Below are 16,572 nucleotides of genomic sequence, written 5' to 3'. Positions count from 1 at the left end.
TCACGGGGCGAGAGGAAAGCCATGACGAGATCCGGTTCCGGTCCCGAACTCCTTGGGCGGGGAAACGAGTGCCGGGCCCTCGACGAGCTCCTGGAGGCGGTCAGGGCCGGCCGTAGTGCGACCGTTGTCCTGCGCGGGGAGGCGGGCATCGGGAAGACCGAGCTGTTGCGGTACGTCCGCGAGCGCGCCACCGGTTGTCGCATCGTCACCGCCGCTGGCGTCCAGTCCGAGATGGAGATCTCGTACGCCGGCCTGCACCAGCTCTGCCGACCCCTGCTGGCCGGCCTCGATCAGCTTCCCGGGCCGCAGCGCGACGCGCTCTCGACGACGTTCGGTCTGCGTGGCGGCGACGTGCCCGACCGGTTCCTGGTGGGCCTGGCCACGCTGAGCCTTCTCGCTGAAGCCGGCGGGGACCGGCCGCTGGTGTGCCTGATCGACGACGCGCAGTGGCTGGACCAAGCGTCGGCGCTGACCTTGGAGTTCGTCGCCCGCCGGCTGCTGGCGGAGTCGGTCCTGATCGTCTTCGCCGTCCGTGCGCGCAGCCCCGGCGAGACTCTCGCCGGTCTTCCCGAGCTGCTCGTGTCGGGACTGAGCGAGCCAGATTCGCGAACTCTCCTGGACAACGTCGTCACCGGACCGCTGGACGACCGGGTACGCGAGCGCATCGTCGCCGAGGCGCACGGCAACCCACTGGCGCTGCTCGAGCTACCTCGCGGGTGGGACGCAGCGGAGATGGCCGGCTTCGGCCGCCCCGACGCGCAACCCTTGGCAGGCGAGATCGAGGAGGGTTTTCTCCGCCGCGTCGAGGCGCTCCCGGCCGAGGCGCAACGCCTGCTGTTCACCGCCGCCGCCGAGCCGGTCGGCGACGGGATGTTGTTGAGGCGTGCGGCCGAGCGGCTGGGAATCTCGGTGGACGCCGCCGTGTCGCACGCCGAAGCATCGGAACTGATCACAGTCGGCGCGCAGGTTCGGTTCCGGCACCCGCTGGTGCGTTCGGCGGCGTACCGGGCGGCGGGCGCGCACTCGCTCCGAGAGGTACACCACGCACTGGCCGAGGCGACCGATGCTCGGCTCGACCCCGATCGTCGAGCCTGGCACCTCGCGCGCGCAACCAGGGGTCCGGACGATGCGGTGGCTGCCGAACTTGAGCGCTCGGCTGGCCGGGCACAAGCGCGTGGCGGAATCGCGGCGGCAGCCGCGCTCCTCCAGAACGCAGCCGAGCTCACGCAAGATCCGGCCCGACGTGCGCAGCGCACGGTCGACGCGGCACAGGCGAAGGTTCACGCCGGCGCGTTCGGACCGGCGGCCACACTCCTCGCGAGGGCGGAGACCGGACAGCTCGACGAGCTCCTGCGCGCACGGATCGACGTGTTGCAAGCCCAGATCGCGTTTGCGCTGGGCCGCGGCAAGGACGCTCCCCCGCTCCTGCTCGCCGCCGCTCGCAGGCTCGAGCAGCTCGACGTCGCGCTCGCTCGTGAGACCCACTTGGAAACGGTCTCGGCGGTGATATTCGCCGGTCATCTGGCGCGCAGCCCCGGATGGCGGGAGGTGGGTGAAGTGGCGCGCGGGGCACCGCCACCACCGCGGCCGCGCGCGCCTGACATGCTCCTGGATGCCCTTGCCGTGCGTCTCACGGACGGCTACGCCGCCTCGGCGCCGATGATCGAGCGAGTCCTCGGGGTGTTCTGCGACGAGGACGTCCCCGTCCAGGAGGCGATGCGCTGGCTCTTGCTTGCCGGGGTCATCGCGGCGGACCTGTGGGACCTCGAGCGGTGGCAGACGGTTGCAACGCGACACGTGACGATCACCCGTGAGACCGGCGCGCTCAGTGAGCTGCCTCTTGCGCTCGACTCGTGCGCCGTGGTGCACGTCTTCGCCGGGGAACTGGCGGCGGCAGCCTCGGTGATCGAAGAGGTAAGAACGGTCAGTGCGGCGATCGGGAGCAACCAGCCGCCCTTCGGGGAGCTCGCGTTGGCCGCCATCCGTGGACGCGAGCGCGAGGCACGCACCCTGATCGACCGCACGATCAGCGGGGCGACGCTGTACGGCCAGGGACTCGGAGTCACCGTCGCGCACTGCCACCACGCGGTGCTTTGCAACGGCCTCGCCAAGTACGAGGAGGCGGTGACCGCGGCCCAAGCGGCAGCGAGGCACCAGGAGGAGTTCGGGGCGCCGCGATGGGCTCTGACCGAGCTGGTCGAGGCGGCCGCCCGTAGTGGCGCTCCCGAGCTGGCGTCCGACGCGCTCGCGCAGCTTTCGGAGACGACACAGGCGAGTGGCACTGACTGGGCGCTCGGTGTCGAGGCGCGCTCGCGTGCGCTCCTGAGCGATGGCGTCGCTGCGGAAAGCCTCTACCGCGAGGCGATCGAGCGGCTCGGTCGTACCCGGGTCCGCGTGGAACTAGCCCGCGCGCGCCTCCTGTACGGCGAGTGGCTGCGCCGCGAGAACCGCCGCCTCGACGCGCGCGAGCAGCTGGGCATGGCGCACGAGATGCTCACCCAGCTCGGGGCCGAGGCGTTCGCCGAGCGTGCGCGCCGCGAGCTGCGGGCCACGGGAGCCACGGTTCGCAAACGGGCCGGCGCGACGGACACGGCTCTCACCTCGCAAGAAGCGCAGATCGCTCGTCTCGCCGCCGATGGGCTCACCAACCCCGAGATCGGCACCCAGTTGTTTCTCAGCCGCCACACGGTCGAGTGGCACCTCCGCAGTGTCTTCTCGAAGCTCGGCATCGCGTCGCGCAACGAGATCCGTACCGTACTTCTCCACGGCGCGGCGTCATGACCACGCGGGAGCAGGCCACCCGGACCGCGCAAAGGCGCTGAGTCGCGGGTACAGCCAATCCTGCAGATCTGGCCCTTGGCTACGGACACGACTACGTACCTCCGGGGCGGAAGTGCGCCTGCGGGTGACAAGACTCGAGTCACGGTGGCAACGAGTGCCGTCGCGGGTCGCAGAGGAGTTCGCAATGTCATCGCGAGGCTCAGGGGATCAGCTCTCGGTGAGGACCCCATCCCACCGGACCGAGAACGAGCGACTCCAGGCCACCGACATCGAGGCGGGGCCGGAGCGGGGGTTGCAGGTCTTCCTGGCGGAGCGGACCCGTCTGCTGTGGGTCGCCTACCGCGTGGTCGGCGACTCGGCCATGGCCGAGGACGTGGTGCAGGACGCATGGCTGCGCTGGCAGCGCATGGACAGGCTCGAGGTGACGAATCCCGCCGCGTGGTTGACGACGGCCACCACGCACCTCGCGATCAACATCATCCAGTCAGCGCGGTACCGCCACGAGAGGCTCACCGATTCCGCCTGGCTCGGCGCGGTCAGAGCGTCGGACGAGCCTGCCGAATACGCGGAGCGAGCCGTGGCCGTCGACCGGATGCTGGCCTTCCTCATGGCGAAGCTGACTGCCTCCGAGCTGGCCGCGTGCCTGCTTCGCAAATGCTTCTCCTATCCCTACCAGGAGATCGCCGAGGTCCTTCGGACCAGTGCGCCCAACGCCCGCCAGCTGGTTCGCCGATCCCAGGTCAGCATCGCCGGGGACCGGATGCATCAAGTCGATGCCGCGGCGCACCGCCAGCTCGCCACAGCATTCACGGCCGCAATGGTCGAGGGCGATATCGAGCGCCTGGAGAGGTTGCTGGCTGACCGGGCCGGCAACCTCTCCCACGGCAACGTTCGGCAATCGAGCTAGCCCTTCGACCGCAGCCAGTCGGCATACGTCTGCGTGCCGTGGTCGGCGCCGCGGCCCGCGACCAGACTGCCGTCGCGCAGCGCCCGTCCCAACGCTCCCGGGAAGGGCACAGGCAGGATCCAGACCCTGGCGCCGGTTGCTTCCTTGAAAGCACGCACCATGTCGACCGCGTCCTCCTCGCGCGGGCCACCGAAGTCGGGGACCCGGCCCGAAGGCCCGGCATCGACGAGGTCGATCAGCCGCCCGGCCACCTCGCCGGCGGCGACCGGCTGGGACCGCATCTGGGGAACGATCACCACCGGCCCGCGCCGCAGGCGCTCCATGATCTGGCCCGCGAACTCGTGGAACTGGGTGGCTCGCATGAGGCTCCACGGCACTTCACCCTCGGTGACGAGCCTCTCCTGGAGAACCTTGCCGGCGTAGTAGCCGTAAGGCGCCTTGTTGGCGCCGACGATCGAGAGCGCCAGGTGGTGTCCGACGCCGGCCGCCTTCTCGGCCTCGAGGAGATGGCTGGTGACCGCTCCGAAAAACTTCTCCGACGCGCGCGCGGACTGCGTCTGTATCGACGTCACGTCGACCACCGCTTCGACATCGTCGAGCGCTCCGTCGAGGCCGGTCCCGGCGACCAGGTCGATACCCGTGCTGTGCGCGAGCGTCACGACGTCGTATCCACGCTTCCCGGCGACCTCGACAACGTGCCGCCCCAGGACACCCGTCCCGCCTGCAACTGCGATCTTGCGTCTCATCGTCTCTCCTCGTCCCTGGCTTCCTGCGTCTATGACCGCGCGGCGAGCCCCTGTGTGACTAGCGCAAGGAGCCGGCCGAAGTTTCGACCCGCCCTCCATCTTCATGACGACGTGGCGTGCAGGAGTGTGAGGTCGACCAAGCGCCTCACATTTCTCGGGGCTGTCTGGTCATGGTGATGAACAGCAACTCACCGCCACACACCGAGAGCGAGGACCCGTCGTGAACGACGACCTGGAGGACGTGTTCGCCGAACGCCGTCGGCTGCTGTCGCTGGCGTACCGGATGACGGGGACGCTGGCCGACGCGGAAGACATCGTGCAGGAGACCTACCTGCGCTGGTACCGGCTCGAGGAGCCCGAGCGCGCCGACATCGTCAACCCCGCCGGATGGCTGACCCGCGTGGCGAGTCGGATCGCCCTGGATCTCCTGGCCTCGGCGCGCAGGAGAAGGGAGCAGTACATCGGCCAGTGGCTGCCCGAACCGGTTCCCGCCGGCATGTTCGACGGCACAGCACCCGACCCCGGACACACCGGGACCGCGTCCGCGAGCCCTGTCGACCCACTGGACCGGGTCACCCTCGACGATGCCGTCAGCACGGCGCTGCTCGTCGTCCTGGAATCCATGACGCCGGCGGAACGTGTCGCGTTCGTGCTGCACGACGTGTTCGCCGTCCCGTTCGACGAGATCGCTCAGATCGTCCGGCGCTCTCCAGCCGCTGTCCGGCAGCTCGCCACGGCGGGACGCCGACACGTCCGCGAGAACCGGACCACGGTCGTGCCCCGCGACGAGCACGACCGCGCGGTGCGGGCGTTCCTCCGCGCCGCACAGGCGGGCGACGTCGACCAGCTCATGCGGGTGCTTGCGCCCGACGTCCAGCTGTGGTCGGACGGCGGCGGGGTCGTCACCGCGGCGCTCAACGTCATCGAAGGCCCCGACCGGGTCGCGAGGTTCGTCCTCGGTGTGGACGCGAAGATGCCGGAGCTGACCCACCAGGTGGAGCCCACCAGCGGCGGGCTCGGCGTCCTGCTGCGGACCGGCGACCTCGTGGCCGGAGTCATGAACTTCCGCGTCCAGAACGGGCTGGTCACCGACGTGTGGATCATGCTCAACCCCGCCAAGCTCACCGGCTGGCTGCCGACACCCGGAACGAACGAAGGACGACACGATGCCTGAGACGACAGCAGAACGCCGCGCGCCCGACAACACGCGCGCGGTGAGCCGCACGCAGTACGGAGCGCTTGTCGCGACGGTGATCATCGTCGGCGTCGTCGGCGCGTGGTCCTACTTCTGGCCGCAGCCCTACTTCGACCACTTTCCCGTCTTCCTCGGAGAATGGGTCTCCAAGGACGGCCCGTACAACGAGCACCTCGTGCGGGACCACGGCGCCATGTACCTCGCGCTCGGCGCGGCATCCCTCTACGGGCTTGTCCGGCCCTCGCAGGCCGGCTGCCGCCTGCTCGGCATCGCGTGGACCGTCTTCGGAGTCCTGCACTTCGCCTACCACGTCACTCATCTCGAAAACCTCCCGACGGACGAAGCCACCGGCCAGGTCGTGGTCCTCTCCGTCGCGATACTCCTTGCGATCGCATTGGTGATCCCGGGCCGCACTCACGCGAGATAGGTAGGCCAGATGTGTTGGCCACGAGCGCTAGCACGTGAAATTCACCCGTAGGTCGGGCCGTCGTCGGGTCCGCGTCGACTGGGCGGGCGAGGATCCCCCCGATATTCCCAACCGAGAGGGAGGTCAGCGTGTCCGAGCAGAACAGCACCGTGTCCCGCCTGGTCAGAGTGCTCGTCGTCCTGTCCGCAATGGTCGGCTTCGTCGCCGGCGGCGTCGCCGCCGCACCTGCGTCCGAGGCGAACGTCTACAGCTCCTGCACGCACAGCGGCTGTGCGGAGGCTTACTCCTCAAAGTCGATCTGGAGCTCCAAGGGCTACCCGAGCACGCGCGGCTGGTACAGCTGGCCGAACGGCCAGTGCAACTTCGCGGGTGGCACGCACTACAACAACGAAGGTCAGCTCCCGGCCGGTCACTCCTACCTCGAGTTCGACGTCACGCCGCGTGCCTGCGGCGCCGCACGGCAGTCCTACCGGCTCGTCCTGGACCGCACCACCGGCGTGGTCTACTTCTCGCCCAACCACTACGACGACTTCTACCGGATGTGACCCGGTCCCGTGCGCTGTGTCCGGCCCCGTCAAAGGCTGGGCGCAGCGCACGGGCCCGGCCCTGAGCGGGACGGATAGCCTCGGACCATGCCTCGTGACCTCCCCGTGCTCATCGTCGACGGAGCGCGGTTCAGCGACCTCGACGGCTTCGCCCGCGAGTTCTCCCGGCTGCTGAGCGGGTACACCTGGCGAGGGAACCTCGATGCCCTCAACGACGTGCTCCGCGGGGGGTACGGGACCCCCACGCACGGCTGGGTTCTGAGGTGGGTCGGCTCGGAGACGTCCCGGGCAGCACTCGGTCACCCGGAGACAGCCCGACGGCTGGAGCGGCTCCTGCCCTCCGTCGATCCGTCGAACCGCGCGGCCGTCGAGGCGAGGCTCGATGAAGCGCGCCGCGGCGAGGGCCCGACGTTGTTCGACGAGATCGTTGCCATCATCCGCGAGCACGGACCTGGTGGCCGCGAGGCGGCGGACGGGATCCTGCTAGAGCTGCGCTGACGCTCGGTTTGGCCGAGGGCCGGTGGACACCCGCCCCGCGCGCGGCTAACCTTCCGGCCATGACGTCGCACCTGATCTGCCTGGACTGGTGGCTCGCCGACTAGGCGAGCTCGGCGACGCATCCACTCAGACGTCCACGACCGCCTCACCCCTGGGGCGGTCGTTTCGTGTTCTCGCGAGGCTCTCGGTCCGGGGCAAGGCACCCGAACCGAGAGGCCCCCGCATGTCCCGCATCCAGCGCTCCGCCGCCACTCAGCATCCCCTGCTCGACCGAGTCCTGGCCTCCGACGGCTCGCTTCCCTTCGCGCTCCTACGCCGACACGGCGGCGCAGAGGTCGAGGTCCTGGTCGGCGACGTGGTCGACGCCGGCCTACTGCGCGATATCCCGCTCGACGGCGCGCCGGTGCTCGCCGTCGTCCCCTTCCGCCAGGCTCGCGAGCGTGGGTTCACCGTGCACGACGACGGCGCCCCCTTGCGCTGCATCGTCGTCCGCGAGTCGGAGCGGGTCCCCCTGCCCGACGCCGTCGCCGCTCTCCCGTCCGAGCCCGTCGCCGCCGAACCGCTCGGCTTCGACATCCCCGACGACGAGTACGCGGGCATCGTGCGCCGCGTGATCGACGACGAGATCGGGCAGGGCGCAGGTGCCAACTTCGTCGTGATGCGCCGCTTCGAGGCCCGCACCGACGCGGCGCCCGTTCCCACGCTGACGTCGTGGTTCCGTGCTCTGCTCACGCACGAGGTCGGCTCGTACTGGACTTTCGCGGTACACGCCCCGGCACCCGCGGGGAGTACCGAGACGCTCTCCCTGGCGGGCGCGACGCCCGAACGGCACCTGACCGTCCAGGACGGCGTGGTCCGGATGAACCCGATCAGCGGCACCTACCGCCACCCCGCGACCGGCCCCACGCGCGACGGCGTCCTGGAGTTCCTGCGCGACACCAAGGAGAACGAGGAGCTCTTCATGGTGGTCGACGAGGAGATGAAGATGATGAGCGTGCTCTGCCCGGACGGCGGGCGCATCGTAGGCCCGTACCTCAAGCAGATGGCCCGCCTCAGCCACACCGAGTACCTGCTGGAGGGCCGCACCACCCTCGACCCGCGCGAGGCGCTGCGCCTGACGATGTTCGCGCCCACCGTGACCGGATCCCCCATGGAGAACGCCTGCAGGGTAATCGCCCGCCACGAGACGCGGCCACGCGGTTACTACTCGGGCGTTCTCGCCCTGTTCGAGCCCTACGACGCCCGTGGCAACTCGGACGAGCACACCCCGTCCGGCCCGGCGAACTACTCGCTCGACGCCCCGATCCTCATCCGCACGGCCTATCTGCACGACGGCGGCCACGTGACCGTCCCTGCCGGAGCAACCCTCGTACGTCACTCCGTCCCGGAGCACGAGGTCGCGGAGACGCGAGCGAAGGCCGCGGGGGTGCTTGTCTCGCTCGGGCTGGTGCCGCGCGGGGCGGGGCCCGACGCCGTCGTCGACCTGAACGCGCAGCCTGGCGTCGCTGAGGCGCTGACCGCCCGCAACAGCCAGCTCGCCGAGTTCTGGGTCCGTCCGCAGGACGCCGCGCACGCCGGACCAGCCGGCCCGTCCGCGACGCTGCTAGAACCTGCAGAGACCTCTGCGCTGACCGGCCGGAATGTCCTCGTGGTCGACCATGAGGACCAGTTCACGACGATGCTCGCCCATCAGCTGCGCCATCTCGGTATGAACGCCCGCGTGGTCCGGTGGGACGCCGTCGGCGACGTGCTCGCGGACGATCTCGTCGTCCTCGGCCCAGGCCCGGGCGACCCGCGCGACCACGAGGACCCGCGCATCGCCGCCATCACCCGGCGGATCCACGAGCGCGTCAGCGCGCGCCGGCCGCTGCTGGCGGTCTGCCTCAGCCACCAGGTGCTCGCCGGGCTCGCCGGCTTCCCGATCCGCGCGCTGCGAGCGCCGCGTCAGGGCGTGCGCCTCGACGCCGACGTGTTCGGCACCACGGCCGCCGTCGGCTACTACAACACCTTCGGCGCGCAGCTGAGCACCATCGCCGCTGCCGCCGCCGACAATCCCGTCGCACGACTTGCCCTGGAACCGTCCGTCGACACGGACGGCGTGCTCACCGCTCTGCGCGGCCCCGGTGTCGCGTCGGTCCAGGGCCACCTGGAATCGGTCCTCTCGGCCGACGGCCTCACTGTCCTTGACGCCCTCACCCGCCACGTCCTGGGCGCCCCGACAGGGGCGTCCCCGGCACGCTGATCGGAGCCGGTTCAGATCAGGCCTGCTCTGGCCGCGTGGGCGACTGCGGCGGTGCGCGAGGTGACGCTGAGCTTGGTTCGAATGTTGGCGACGTGCCGGTGCACGGTGTGCTCGCTGAGCACCAGCCGCTGGGCGATCTCGTGGTCGCTCCACCCCTGGGCAACCAGGCGCAGGACCTCGATCTCCCGCATCGACAGGTCCGGCGCGGACACCCCGACCTGTCGAGTGACCGCCGGGCCGGCGTCGTCGCCGAGGTAGCCCACGGCGGCGTGCGCGAGGGCCACCGCGTCGCCGCGCCAGGGCAGGTGGTCGGTCCCGTCCAGCGCGACGAAGGACGCACCGGGGATCCGGCTGGCGGCATCCCGGCCAAGCGCGAACGGGATGGCCCGGTCCTGGCGGCGGTGCAGCACGAGCGTGGGCGCCCGGACAGCGGGTAGCCGGTCGCGGACGTCGAACTGATACACCGCACGCAGCGAGGCCACGGCGATGTCGGGTGTCGCGGAGGCCCGCTGGAACCTGACGAACGCTTCGCGGTCCTCAGGTGTGGCGTTGGGCAGGAAGACGTCGGTCAGCAGCCGGGATCCGACGCCCCAGTGCTTGGCCATGATGGTCAGGATCGACTCGCGAGCCTCCCGGTCGGCGATCTCGGCGCCGTTGGCGTAGCTGCCGTAGAGCACCAGCCGGTCGACCCGGTCGGGCTGCGCTGCGGCGTACGCTGCGGCGACGCACCCGCCGGAGGAGGCGCCGAACAGCGAGACCCGCTCGCCCACCTGGTCGATGACTGCGGCGAGCACGGCCACCTCGTCGTCGAGGTCGGTGATCGGCAACCCGTCGCGATCAGACAGCCCGGTCCCGGGTCGGTCGTAGCGGACCAGGGTGAACCGGTCGGTGAACATGTCGGCAAAGCGCTGGAACAGGGCGTTGCGCCAGTCGAGCTCGAGGTGGCTGCACCACCAGCCGCCCACGACCACGGCAGGGCCGGATCCAGCGGTCGCCCACGCGACCCTCCGGCCGTTCACGCTCGTGAAGCGGACGCGCTGCTCGACGGAACGCATCGCCACAGCGTAGCCAATGGCCCTACAGGTTGAGTCGGCGCACGTGGCTGCGGTGCGCGAGGTGCTCGATGGCCTGGTTCGGCCATCGGCGGCATCGGGGATAGCCCGTTCAAGCGATGCGCCCGGTGACCAGCGGCTGCTCGAATGGGACCACGAACGAGTCGAGGAGGACCGATGGATCGGACAAGAACCACGATCGATGATCAGCATGTGGGCGCGGCGACACCGGACCGGCTGTGGAGCCGGTTCGGGGCGTTGATCTACGACCCGTTCCTCGCGGGGGGCGAACGGCTGGGGATGCGGGCGCGCCGCGCGGACCTGCTCGGCGCCGCGACCGGCCGGGTGCTGGAGATCGGCGCGGGCACCGGCCTCAACCGCCAGCACTACCCGCCGGGGGCGGAGGAGCTGCTCCTCACCGAACCCGAGCCCGCCATGCTCCGGCGCCTGCGTGCCCGCGCGGCCGGCAGCCACCGGCACACTCCCACCGAGGTCGCGCTTGCCCCAGCCGACGCGCTGCCAGCCGACGACGCAAGCGTTGACACCGTCGTCTCCACCCTCGTGCTGTGCACCGTCCCCGACGTCGACGCCGCCCTCGCCGAGATCGTCAGGGTGCTGCGCCCCGGCGGTCGGCTGCTGTTTGTTGAGCACGTCCGGGCCGACGACGCCAGGCTCGCCCGCAGCCAGGACCGCTGGGCTGGGCCCTGGGCGGCGTTCGCGATGGGGTGCCGCTGCAACCGCGACACCCTGGCGGCGCTGGGCAGACGGTTCGACATAGAGCGGGTGACGCACGGGCGGTGGCGCGGGATGCCCTGGCTGGTCCGACCGCTCATCATGGGCGCGGCGGTACCGATCCCGGCCGCGTAGCTCGGACCAAGCCCGCGTCCGGGCCCGTCGCGTCGGTCACGATCCGTTCGGTGAGCACTCGTGTCATACGGTGGGCGTCGACGGGCGCTCCTGCCGACGCCAGGCATGCTGTACTCATGCCGAAGACCTTGCCCTCGGGCCCCACCGTGATCGACGACGACAGCGAGGTGCGCTTCGTCGCCGGGGACGACCAGTTCGCGATCCGCCTCAAGGACGGGCACCTGCACGTGCGCGCTATCGACATCAGCGGCAGCGAGGCCCAGCTCGCTGTGATCCCGACGTCGCGCAGCACCATCAACCTGCAGATCGAGCACCCGGTCGCACCCGGGCCGGTGGACGTGGCCGGCCCGACGTTGCGCTGAGTGTCCCAACCTTGGCAACGAGCCTGACCAGCCACCGTCAAGAGGCTCGGCCGCTCCCGGCAGATCCGGTTGTCGCGCGCCGCCGCTCCAGACTCTGGTGACGTGGCAGCCCACGAGATGGTCACGTTGCTTCCTCCTCAACGATAATCGGGGCCGTGGCTTGGTCGGAGCGGCGGCGTTCCCGGTGAAGGTCTTGGCGTTGAACCAGAGTGCCGACGGCGGAACCGAACCCAGCGGCTTCCGGGGCTCCACCCCCGCCCCCTCGGGCAGCAGCGTGGGCACCTGGGAGTTGCAGTATCCGCACACTTCGGGTTGTCGATCAGAAGCGTGCTGACGACGTGTAGTGCTGGAAGAGCTCGGCGGCGAGGTCGTGGAGGCGGGTCCTGACTTCGGCCGGGCCGTGCACCGTGATGCTGCTCCCGAACGGTAGAAGCGTTCGCACGTCCTCCAGATGCCGGAATCGGATCGTGACGGCGTGGCCGGCGGCGGATCTCTCGTGAATGTCCTGGTCGATGAGTCGCTGACCGAGGATGCGTCGCGCTCGATCTAGCTGCGTGTGATCGATGGTGGCGCTGACTTCGATGGCGTGGTCGTGTTCCCACTGCTCGACGAGCGCGGTAGTGACGGTGGCCAGGGTCTGGTTCGCGCGGATGCGTCGTGGGTGGTCGACCTCATTCCACGCCGTGATCCGCTCGAGTCGGTACATCCGGGGCACCCCGGCGCAGTCCGCGACGAGATACCAGACGCCGGCCTTGGCCAGCAGCCCGTAGGGGTCCACGAGCAGATCGTGCGCGCGTGCCCCGCTCGAGCTGTGGTACTCGATCCGTAGCCGGCGGCCTCGCCGTACTGGACCGACCAGCGCGGCCGGAGCCGCGCCATCCGCTCGCGCCCGGAGCCAGGGACGGCTGTCCACGTGCACGACCTCAGTGAGTGGCAGAAGCCCGTCAGTCCGACCTGTTCGTGTCACGGCGACCTTGGACAGCGCCCGTCGACTTTCGGCCGACGTGTCCAGCTCCTCGCGTTGCTTCTCGTCCAGCCCCGTGATCGACAGGTGATCCCGCTCCCCCGGCGTGAGCCGCGTCAGGTCGAGCGCGGACCCGGGCAACATGGTGACCCCGCCGTAACGACCCCGCTGGGCGGTTACCGGCAACCCGGCGTCGCGGAGCCAGTTCAGGTCCCGTGTGATGGTCCGCAAGGACACGCCGAGCGCCGATGCGAGGTCGTGCGTTGTCACCGCATCGCGCGATTCGAGGAGCAGCATCAGGGAGAAGAAGCGGTCCGGCGTCACGGTTCCACTTTTCCAGATATTGCGACATGATCCGGCGCATATTCCGGTCAGGCTGGTGGAGGCGTTCAACATCACCGATCAGAAGGAACCATCATGACCGCATCCGTCGTGTCCATCGTCTACGTGAACGATGCCCCGGCCGCAGCCCGTTTCTACGGCGACCTGCTCGACTCGAGCCCGTCCTTCGAGACCCCCGGATACATCGCCTTCGACCTGGGGCCGGGCGCTGACCTCGCCTTGTGGTCGGGCCAGTTCGAGGGCCTGTCGCCCGACGTCCCGCGAACCAGTGAGATCTGCCTGACCGTCGATGGTGGGTCGGACGAGGTCGACGCGATCTTCACCTCGTGGCAGTCCAAGGGCATCACGATCCTGCAAGAGCCTCGGGACGCGGGGTTCGGCCGCACCTTCTTGGCAGCTGACCCCGACGGAAACCGGATCCGGGTCGCACCACAGGACTAGCGGCCTCCAGCGGCGGGCGCAGCATTGTAGCCGCGTCCGCCGCGTCGCTCATTCCAGGCAGGATCTTGTGTCGCCTGCCCAAGCGGCCTCCTCTTCAGAGCCCAAGAGACGGCTCGCGGTGTTCGCCAGCGCGTCGATCGGCCGGATGTAGTGCTCGGCGGTTCGGCCGTGACCACGAAGACATCGCGGTCACCGCGGCCGTGCGGTCGAGCGAGCTGCGTTACGTGCACGAACGGGCGGAGCCCGGGCACGGCGAGGCAGACCCTTCAGCTCACGGATGGACGTCATGGTGCTCAACGAGATCGATGGCTTGGTGACCGACGTTTCGCGTCAGGGGCACGCTCGAGACACTGACCTACTGCGAACCGGTCTGGGTCGCGATGCCGCGCAGGAACACTGACCGCTGCTCCGCGGCGGCCGCCTCCCAGTCGGGGACGTTCGACATCGGTTGAGCGAGCATCGCGCCGAATCGGACCACGGTCCCGGCATTGACGTCTAGACGTACGGTGCCGTCGGTGTGGCCGCGCTTGACGATAGCGCCCATGGTCTGCCGCATCCGCTGGCGCAGCCGGGCGGACTCGGTTCCCTCCGTCATCGGTGCACCGTGCAGCGGGAGCACTAGTTCGTCCCTGTGAACGAACGACTGACGCAGGTACCGGCCGATCGCGTCGAGGCCTGTCTCACCGGACGCAAGAGCATCCTCCGCCTCGGCAAGGATCAGGCGGTAGGCGCGTACCGCCAACGCTTCCAGGAGTGCTTCCCGGTTCGGGTACCGGCGGTAGAGCGTACCGACTCCCACGCCCGCGTCGGCGGCGATCTGCGCGAGGGGGACGAACTTGCCCTCGGCGAGCCCGGCTCGTACTGCGGCGGCCATGATCCGCTCGGCGTTCTGGGCCGCATCCTTCCTGAGCTTCTTGGGCTGGTCGAGAGACATCGTGGTCCACAGAATACGCATGGCGTCCCTGTGGAAGCACGGTCGCGACTCGACGGGCCGAGCACGTCCGTCCCGCGTACAGCTAGGACGAACGCGCTCGGTCCTGGGTCGGATCGACTTCAGTACTCGGATTCTGTCGGTGACGGCTCGCCCGGCTACGTCGGCCTCGAAAGGCGATGGAGTCGAACTCGTGCGGCATGCCGGGGTGCGGATGGAACTCCACCGGCACGCCTGCGCGGCTGAGCTTGATGGCGTAGGTGGTGTCCTCGTCACGGAAGGCATCGCGGTCGCCGAGCCCCTGCCGGAGACTCCCAGAAGTCCCGGCGGCAATCATCTTGGGAACGTCACGAGATCGAGGCCGCCTCTTGCTGGCGGTGCATGACGAGCCACGACCGAAAGTCACTGACGTCCGCCACCAGCGAGCGTGACCGTGCCAGGTCAGCCTGGTATGCGGACCCCTCGGCGAACCATCGGAACATCGCCTTGAGGTCCTCGTCGTCGCCGAGGTACTCGAGCGGGATGGTCTCGAATCGCGCCGGCACCCCGAAGGTCTCGCCGGCCTGGGCCGCGACGAGGTCGAGTGTGAGCTCGTCGCCCGCGACCTCGATCGCGTCGCCGTCGATCGCGCTGGGCTCGAGAAGAAGCCGGGCGGCGGCGCGACCGATGTCCCGTACGGCGATCATCTGCACCGGCACGTCCCCCGGCATCGGCATGCGGATCACGATCTCGCCGTCCTCGTTGGGCGCGAGCTGCGCGGTCAGGTTCTCCATGAAGAAGGTTGGACGCAGGATCGTGGCAGGCACGAGGGTGTGAAGCCGCTCTTCCACCGTGAACTTGCTCTCGAAGTGGGGAATGCCGGTCTTGCGCTCTGCGCCGCCCACTGAGGAGTAGACGACGTGCGGAACGTTCGCTCGGGCGGCGGCGTCGGCGACGGCGTGACCGCGACGCACCTCGCCTGCTGGACCTTCCGGGCCCTCGAACGTCGTCATGTAGAAGACGGCGGCGACGCCGGCGAGTCCATCAGCGAGCGACTTGCCGTCCTCCTGGTCCGCCTGCACTACGTCAGTGCCGGCTGCACGCAGCGCGCGGGCCGCAGGAGAGTCGGGGTCGCGAACCAGCGCGCGGACCGGGACGTCGGTGTCGTGCAGCGCGTCGATCACGCTGCGGCCTTGCTGGCCAGTCGCGCCGATGACGGCGATGGGGGGTCGTTGTGTGGAGGTCATTTCGTTTTCCGTTCAGGAGTCGCGATGTGATGACGGATCAGCTGGCGTCGGGGACGGCCACGACCTTGCCGCGGAGCTCGCCGGCGGCTGACTGTGTGTGGATCGCGGGGAGGTCGCTCAGCGAGACGCGCTGCGCGACGTCGACGGTGAGCTCACCGCTGTCGACGAGGGCGACCAGCTGGGTCAGCTCGTCGACGTCGGCACGGACGAAGATTCCCGCGGCCCGCACCCCACGCGTGTCGTCGCTGGGCGTGGGCATCCACGCGGTCGTCGCCGCGACGACGCCGCCGTCACGGACGAGGGCGACGAGAGACGCGAACTCGTCGGGGCTGATAGGTGCCAGGTTGAGCAGGACGTCGACGGGCTCGGTCACCGAGTCGAGGACGGTGGAGGTCGTGTGGTCGATGACCTCGTCAGCACCAGCGGCCGTGACGGTGTCGTGGCTGCGCGGGCTCGCGGTGGCGATCACGTAGGCACCGGCCCGCTTGGCGAGCTGGATGGCGTATCCGCCGACCGCTCCGCCGGCCCCGGTGATCAGCACTCGCTGACCGTCCTTGAGCCCGGCCTCGTCGAAGAGGGCCTGCCAGGCAGTCAGCGCCACAGACGGCAGTGCGGCGGCGTCGGCGAGGTCGATGCTGGACGGGGCCTTGGCCAGCACGCCCGCGGGGGCGACCATGTACTCCGCCGCGGAGCCGTCCTCGGTCATCGGGATGAAGCCGACGACCGTGTCGCCGACCTGGAAGTCGGTCACGCCGTCGCCGATTGCGTCGACGGTGCCGGAGACGTCGTAGCCAGGCACGTGCGGAAGGGTTACCGGGAAGGGCAGGTTGCCGCCTCGGATGCCGTTGTCGGCCGGGTTGAACGCTGAGCCGGCCACCCGGATGAGCACCTGACCTTCCCCGGCGACGGGCTGCTCGGCGTCCTCGTAGCGGAGGACCTCGGGGGTACCGAACTCGTGGAAACGTAGCGCCTTCATGATCGTCTTCCTTCCGTTATTGCTTCGGATTCGAAGCACCTGGTGGAGACCGTAGCACTGCTTCAAGTTC

At 69.7% G+C, this 16,572-nt stretch carries 17 protein-coding genes; 10 read left to right on the top strand and 7 right to left on the bottom strand.

Features of this window, described 5'->3' with window-relative positions:
- Positions 1-21: 21 nt before the first annotated feature.
- Entirely contained in the window at positions 22-2,781 is a 2,760-nt protein-coding gene (locus IE250_RS19065) for a helix-turn-helix transcriptional regulator (RefSeq protein ID WP_189670883.1), read from the top strand.
- A 184-nt stretch (positions 2,782-2,965) separates the two neighbouring features.
- Positions 2,966-3,688, top strand: a complete 723-nt coding sequence (locus IE250_RS19060) for a sigma-70 family RNA polymerase sigma factor (RefSeq protein WP_189670882.1) — start codon at positions 2,966-2,968, stop codon at positions 3,686-3,688.
- On the opposite strand, the gene IE250_RS19055 is transcribed toward IE250_RS19060, so the two are convergent.
- Positions 3,685-4,434, bottom strand: a complete 750-nt coding sequence (locus tag IE250_RS19055) for an SDR family oxidoreductase (RefSeq protein WP_189670881.1) — start codon at positions 4,432-4,434, stop codon at positions 3,685-3,687. The genes IE250_RS19060 and IE250_RS19055 overlap by 4 nt on opposite strands.
- Positions 4,435-4,654: 220 nt before the next feature.
- On the opposite strand from IE250_RS19055, the gene sigJ reads away from it, so the two are divergent.
- The 5 genes from sigJ (at position 4,655) to IE250_RS19030 (ending at position 9,341) form a co-directional block, all read left to right on the top strand.
- Positions 4,655-5,608 carry an RNA polymerase sigma factor SigJ gene (gene sigJ / locus IE250_RS19050; protein ID WP_229872591.1) on the top strand — a complete coding sequence of 318 codons (954 nt, stop codon included), beginning with the start codon at positions 4,655-4,657 and terminating at the stop codon, positions 5,606-5,608.
- Positions 5,601-6,056 (top strand): hypothetical protein, encoded by a 456-nt coding sequence (locus IE250_RS19045; protein ID WP_189670880.1) that lies wholly within the window; start codon positions 5,601-5,603, stop codon positions 6,054-6,056. The genes sigJ and IE250_RS19045 overlap by 8 nt, the downstream gene beginning before the upstream one ends.
- A gap of 128 nt (positions 6,057-6,184) precedes the next feature.
- Entirely contained in the window at positions 6,185-6,601 is a 417-nt protein-coding gene (locus IE250_RS19040) for a ribonuclease domain-containing protein (RefSeq protein ID WP_189670879.1), read from the top strand.
- Between the two features lie 87 nt (positions 6,602-6,688).
- A complete protein-coding gene (locus tag IE250_RS19035) occupies positions 6,689-7,099 on the top strand; it encodes a barstar family protein (RefSeq protein WP_189670878.1) in 411 nt (136 codons plus the stop codon).
- A gap of 223 nt (positions 7,100-7,322) precedes the next feature.
- On the top strand, positions 7,323-9,341 hold the full coding sequence (locus tag IE250_RS19030) for an anthranilate synthase family protein (protein ID WP_189670877.1): 2,019 nt from the start codon (positions 7,323-7,325) through the stop codon (positions 9,339-9,341).
- A gap of 11 nt (positions 9,342-9,352) precedes the next feature.
- Here the strand turns inward: IE250_RS19030 and IE250_RS19025 are convergent, their stop codons facing one another.
- Positions 9,353-10,396, bottom strand: a complete 1,044-nt coding sequence (locus IE250_RS19025; RefSeq protein WP_189670876.1) for an alpha/beta fold hydrolase — start codon at positions 10,394-10,396, stop codon at positions 9,353-9,355.
- Positions 10,397-10,570: 174 nt separating this feature from the next.
- Here IE250_RS19025 and IE250_RS19020 point away from each other — a divergent pair, with 174 nt between their 5' ends.
- Together IE250_RS19020 and IE250_RS19015 are read left to right on the top strand one after the other, a co-directional pair.
- Complete coding sequence (locus tag IE250_RS19020; protein WP_189670875.1) at positions 10,571-11,260, top strand: class I SAM-dependent methyltransferase; 690 nt, start codon at positions 10,571-10,573, stop codon at positions 11,258-11,260.
- A gap of 116 nt (positions 11,261-11,376) precedes the next feature.
- Positions 11,377-11,622 (top strand): hypothetical protein, encoded by a 246-nt coding sequence (locus IE250_RS19015; RefSeq protein WP_189670874.1) that lies wholly within the window; start codon positions 11,377-11,379, stop codon positions 11,620-11,622.
- Between the two features lie 319 nt (positions 11,623-11,941).
- On the opposite strand, the gene IE250_RS19010 is transcribed toward IE250_RS19015, so the two are convergent.
- Positions 11,942-12,910 (bottom strand): helix-turn-helix transcriptional regulator, encoded by a 969-nt coding sequence (locus IE250_RS19010; RefSeq protein WP_189670873.1) that lies wholly within the window; start codon positions 12,908-12,910, stop codon positions 11,942-11,944.
- A 93-nt stretch (positions 12,911-13,003) separates the two neighbouring features.
- Between IE250_RS19010 and IE250_RS19005 the strand changes: the two genes are divergently transcribed.
- Positions 13,004-13,369 carry a VOC family protein gene (locus IE250_RS19005; protein WP_189670872.1) on the top strand — a complete coding sequence of 122 codons (366 nt, stop codon included), beginning with the start codon at positions 13,004-13,006 and terminating at the stop codon, positions 13,367-13,369.
- Between the two features lie 355 nt (positions 13,370-13,724).
- On the opposite strand, the gene IE250_RS19000 is transcribed toward IE250_RS19005, so the two are convergent.
- The 4 genes from IE250_RS19000 to IE250_RS18985 form a co-directional block, all read right to left on the bottom strand.
- Positions 13,725-14,303 carry a TetR/AcrR family transcriptional regulator gene (locus tag IE250_RS19000; protein ID WP_189671103.1) on the bottom strand — a complete coding sequence of 193 codons (579 nt, stop codon included), beginning with the start codon at positions 14,301-14,303 and terminating at the stop codon, positions 13,725-13,727.
- An 82-nt stretch (positions 14,304-14,385) separates the two neighbouring features.
- On the bottom strand, positions 14,386-14,637 hold the full coding sequence (locus IE250_RS25080) for an alpha/beta hydrolase (protein WP_373301717.1): 252 nt from the start codon (positions 14,635-14,637) through the stop codon (positions 14,386-14,388).
- Between the two features lie 10 nt (positions 14,638-14,647).
- Positions 14,648-15,526: an NmrA/HSCARG family protein gene (locus IE250_RS18990; protein ID WP_189670871.1), complete on the bottom strand. Its 879-nt coding sequence runs from the start codon at positions 15,524-15,526 to the stop codon at positions 14,648-14,650.
- A gap of 37 nt (positions 15,527-15,563) precedes the next feature.
- Positions 15,564-16,502 (bottom strand): NADP-dependent oxidoreductase, encoded by a 939-nt coding sequence (locus tag IE250_RS18985; protein ID WP_189670870.1) that lies wholly within the window; start codon positions 16,500-16,502, stop codon positions 15,564-15,566.
- Positions 16,503-16,572: the final 70 nt, after the last annotated feature.

Source organism: Promicromonospora soli, assembly GCF_014653785.1.
Lineage (GTDB): Bacteria > Actinomycetota > Actinomycetes > Actinomycetales > Cellulomonadaceae > Promicromonospora > Promicromonospora soli.
The sequence above is the reverse complement of the archived record's forward strand: the minus strand, read 5'-3'. Positions and strand labels throughout refer to the sequence as shown.

Bases quoted from the DNA above. Each gene is read 5' to 3' on its own strand.
- IE250_RS19065 (WP_189670883.1), top strand. From the start codon at position 22: ATGACGAGATCCGGTTCCGGTCCCGAACTCCTTGGGCGGGGAAACGAG.
- IE250_RS19060 (WP_189670882.1), top strand. From the start codon at position 2,966: ATGTCATCGCGAGGCTCAGGGGATCAGCTCTCGGTGAGGACCCCATCC.
- IE250_RS19055 (WP_189670881.1), bottom strand. From the start codon at position 4,434: ATGAGACGCAAGATCGCAGTTGCAGGCGGGACGGGTGTCCTGGGGCGG.
- IE250_RS19045 (WP_189670880.1), top strand. From the start codon at position 5,601: ATGCCTGAGACGACAGCAGAACGCCGCGCGCCCGACAACACGCGCGCG.
- IE250_RS19035 (WP_189670878.1), top strand. From the start codon at position 6,689: ATGCCTCGTGACCTCCCCGTGCTCATCGTCGACGGAGCGCGGTTCAGC.
- IE250_RS19030 (WP_189670877.1), top strand. From the start codon at position 7,323: ATGTCCCGCATCCAGCGCTCCGCCGCCACTCAGCATCCCCTGCTCGAC.
- IE250_RS19025 (WP_189670876.1), bottom strand. From the start codon at position 10,396: ATGCGTTCCGTCGAGCAGCGCGTCCGCTTCACGAGCGTGAACGGCCGG.
- IE250_RS19020 (WP_189670875.1), top strand. From the start codon at position 10,571: ATGGATCGGACAAGAACCACGATCGATGATCAGCATGTGGGCGCGGCG.
- IE250_RS19015 (WP_189670874.1), top strand. From the start codon at position 11,377: ATGCCGAAGACCTTGCCCTCGGGCCCCACCGTGATCGACGACGACAGC.
- IE250_RS19005 (WP_189670872.1), top strand. From the start codon at position 13,004: ATGACCGCATCCGTCGTGTCCATCGTCTACGTGAACGATGCCCCGGCC.
- IE250_RS19000 (WP_189671103.1), bottom strand. From the start codon at position 14,303: ATGTCTCTCGACCAGCCCAAGAAGCTCAGGAAGGATGCGGCCCAGAAC.
- IE250_RS25080 (WP_373301717.1), bottom strand. From the start codon at position 14,637: ATGATTGCCGCCGGGACTTCTGGGAGTCTCCGGCAGGGGCTCGGCGAC.
- IE250_RS18990 (WP_189670871.1), bottom strand. From the start codon at position 15,526: ATGACCTCCACACAACGACCCCCCATCGCCGTCATCGGCGCGACTGGC.
- IE250_RS18985 (WP_189670870.1), bottom strand. From the start codon at position 16,502: ATGAAGGCGCTACGTTTCCACGAGTTCGGTACCCCCGAGGTCCTCCGC.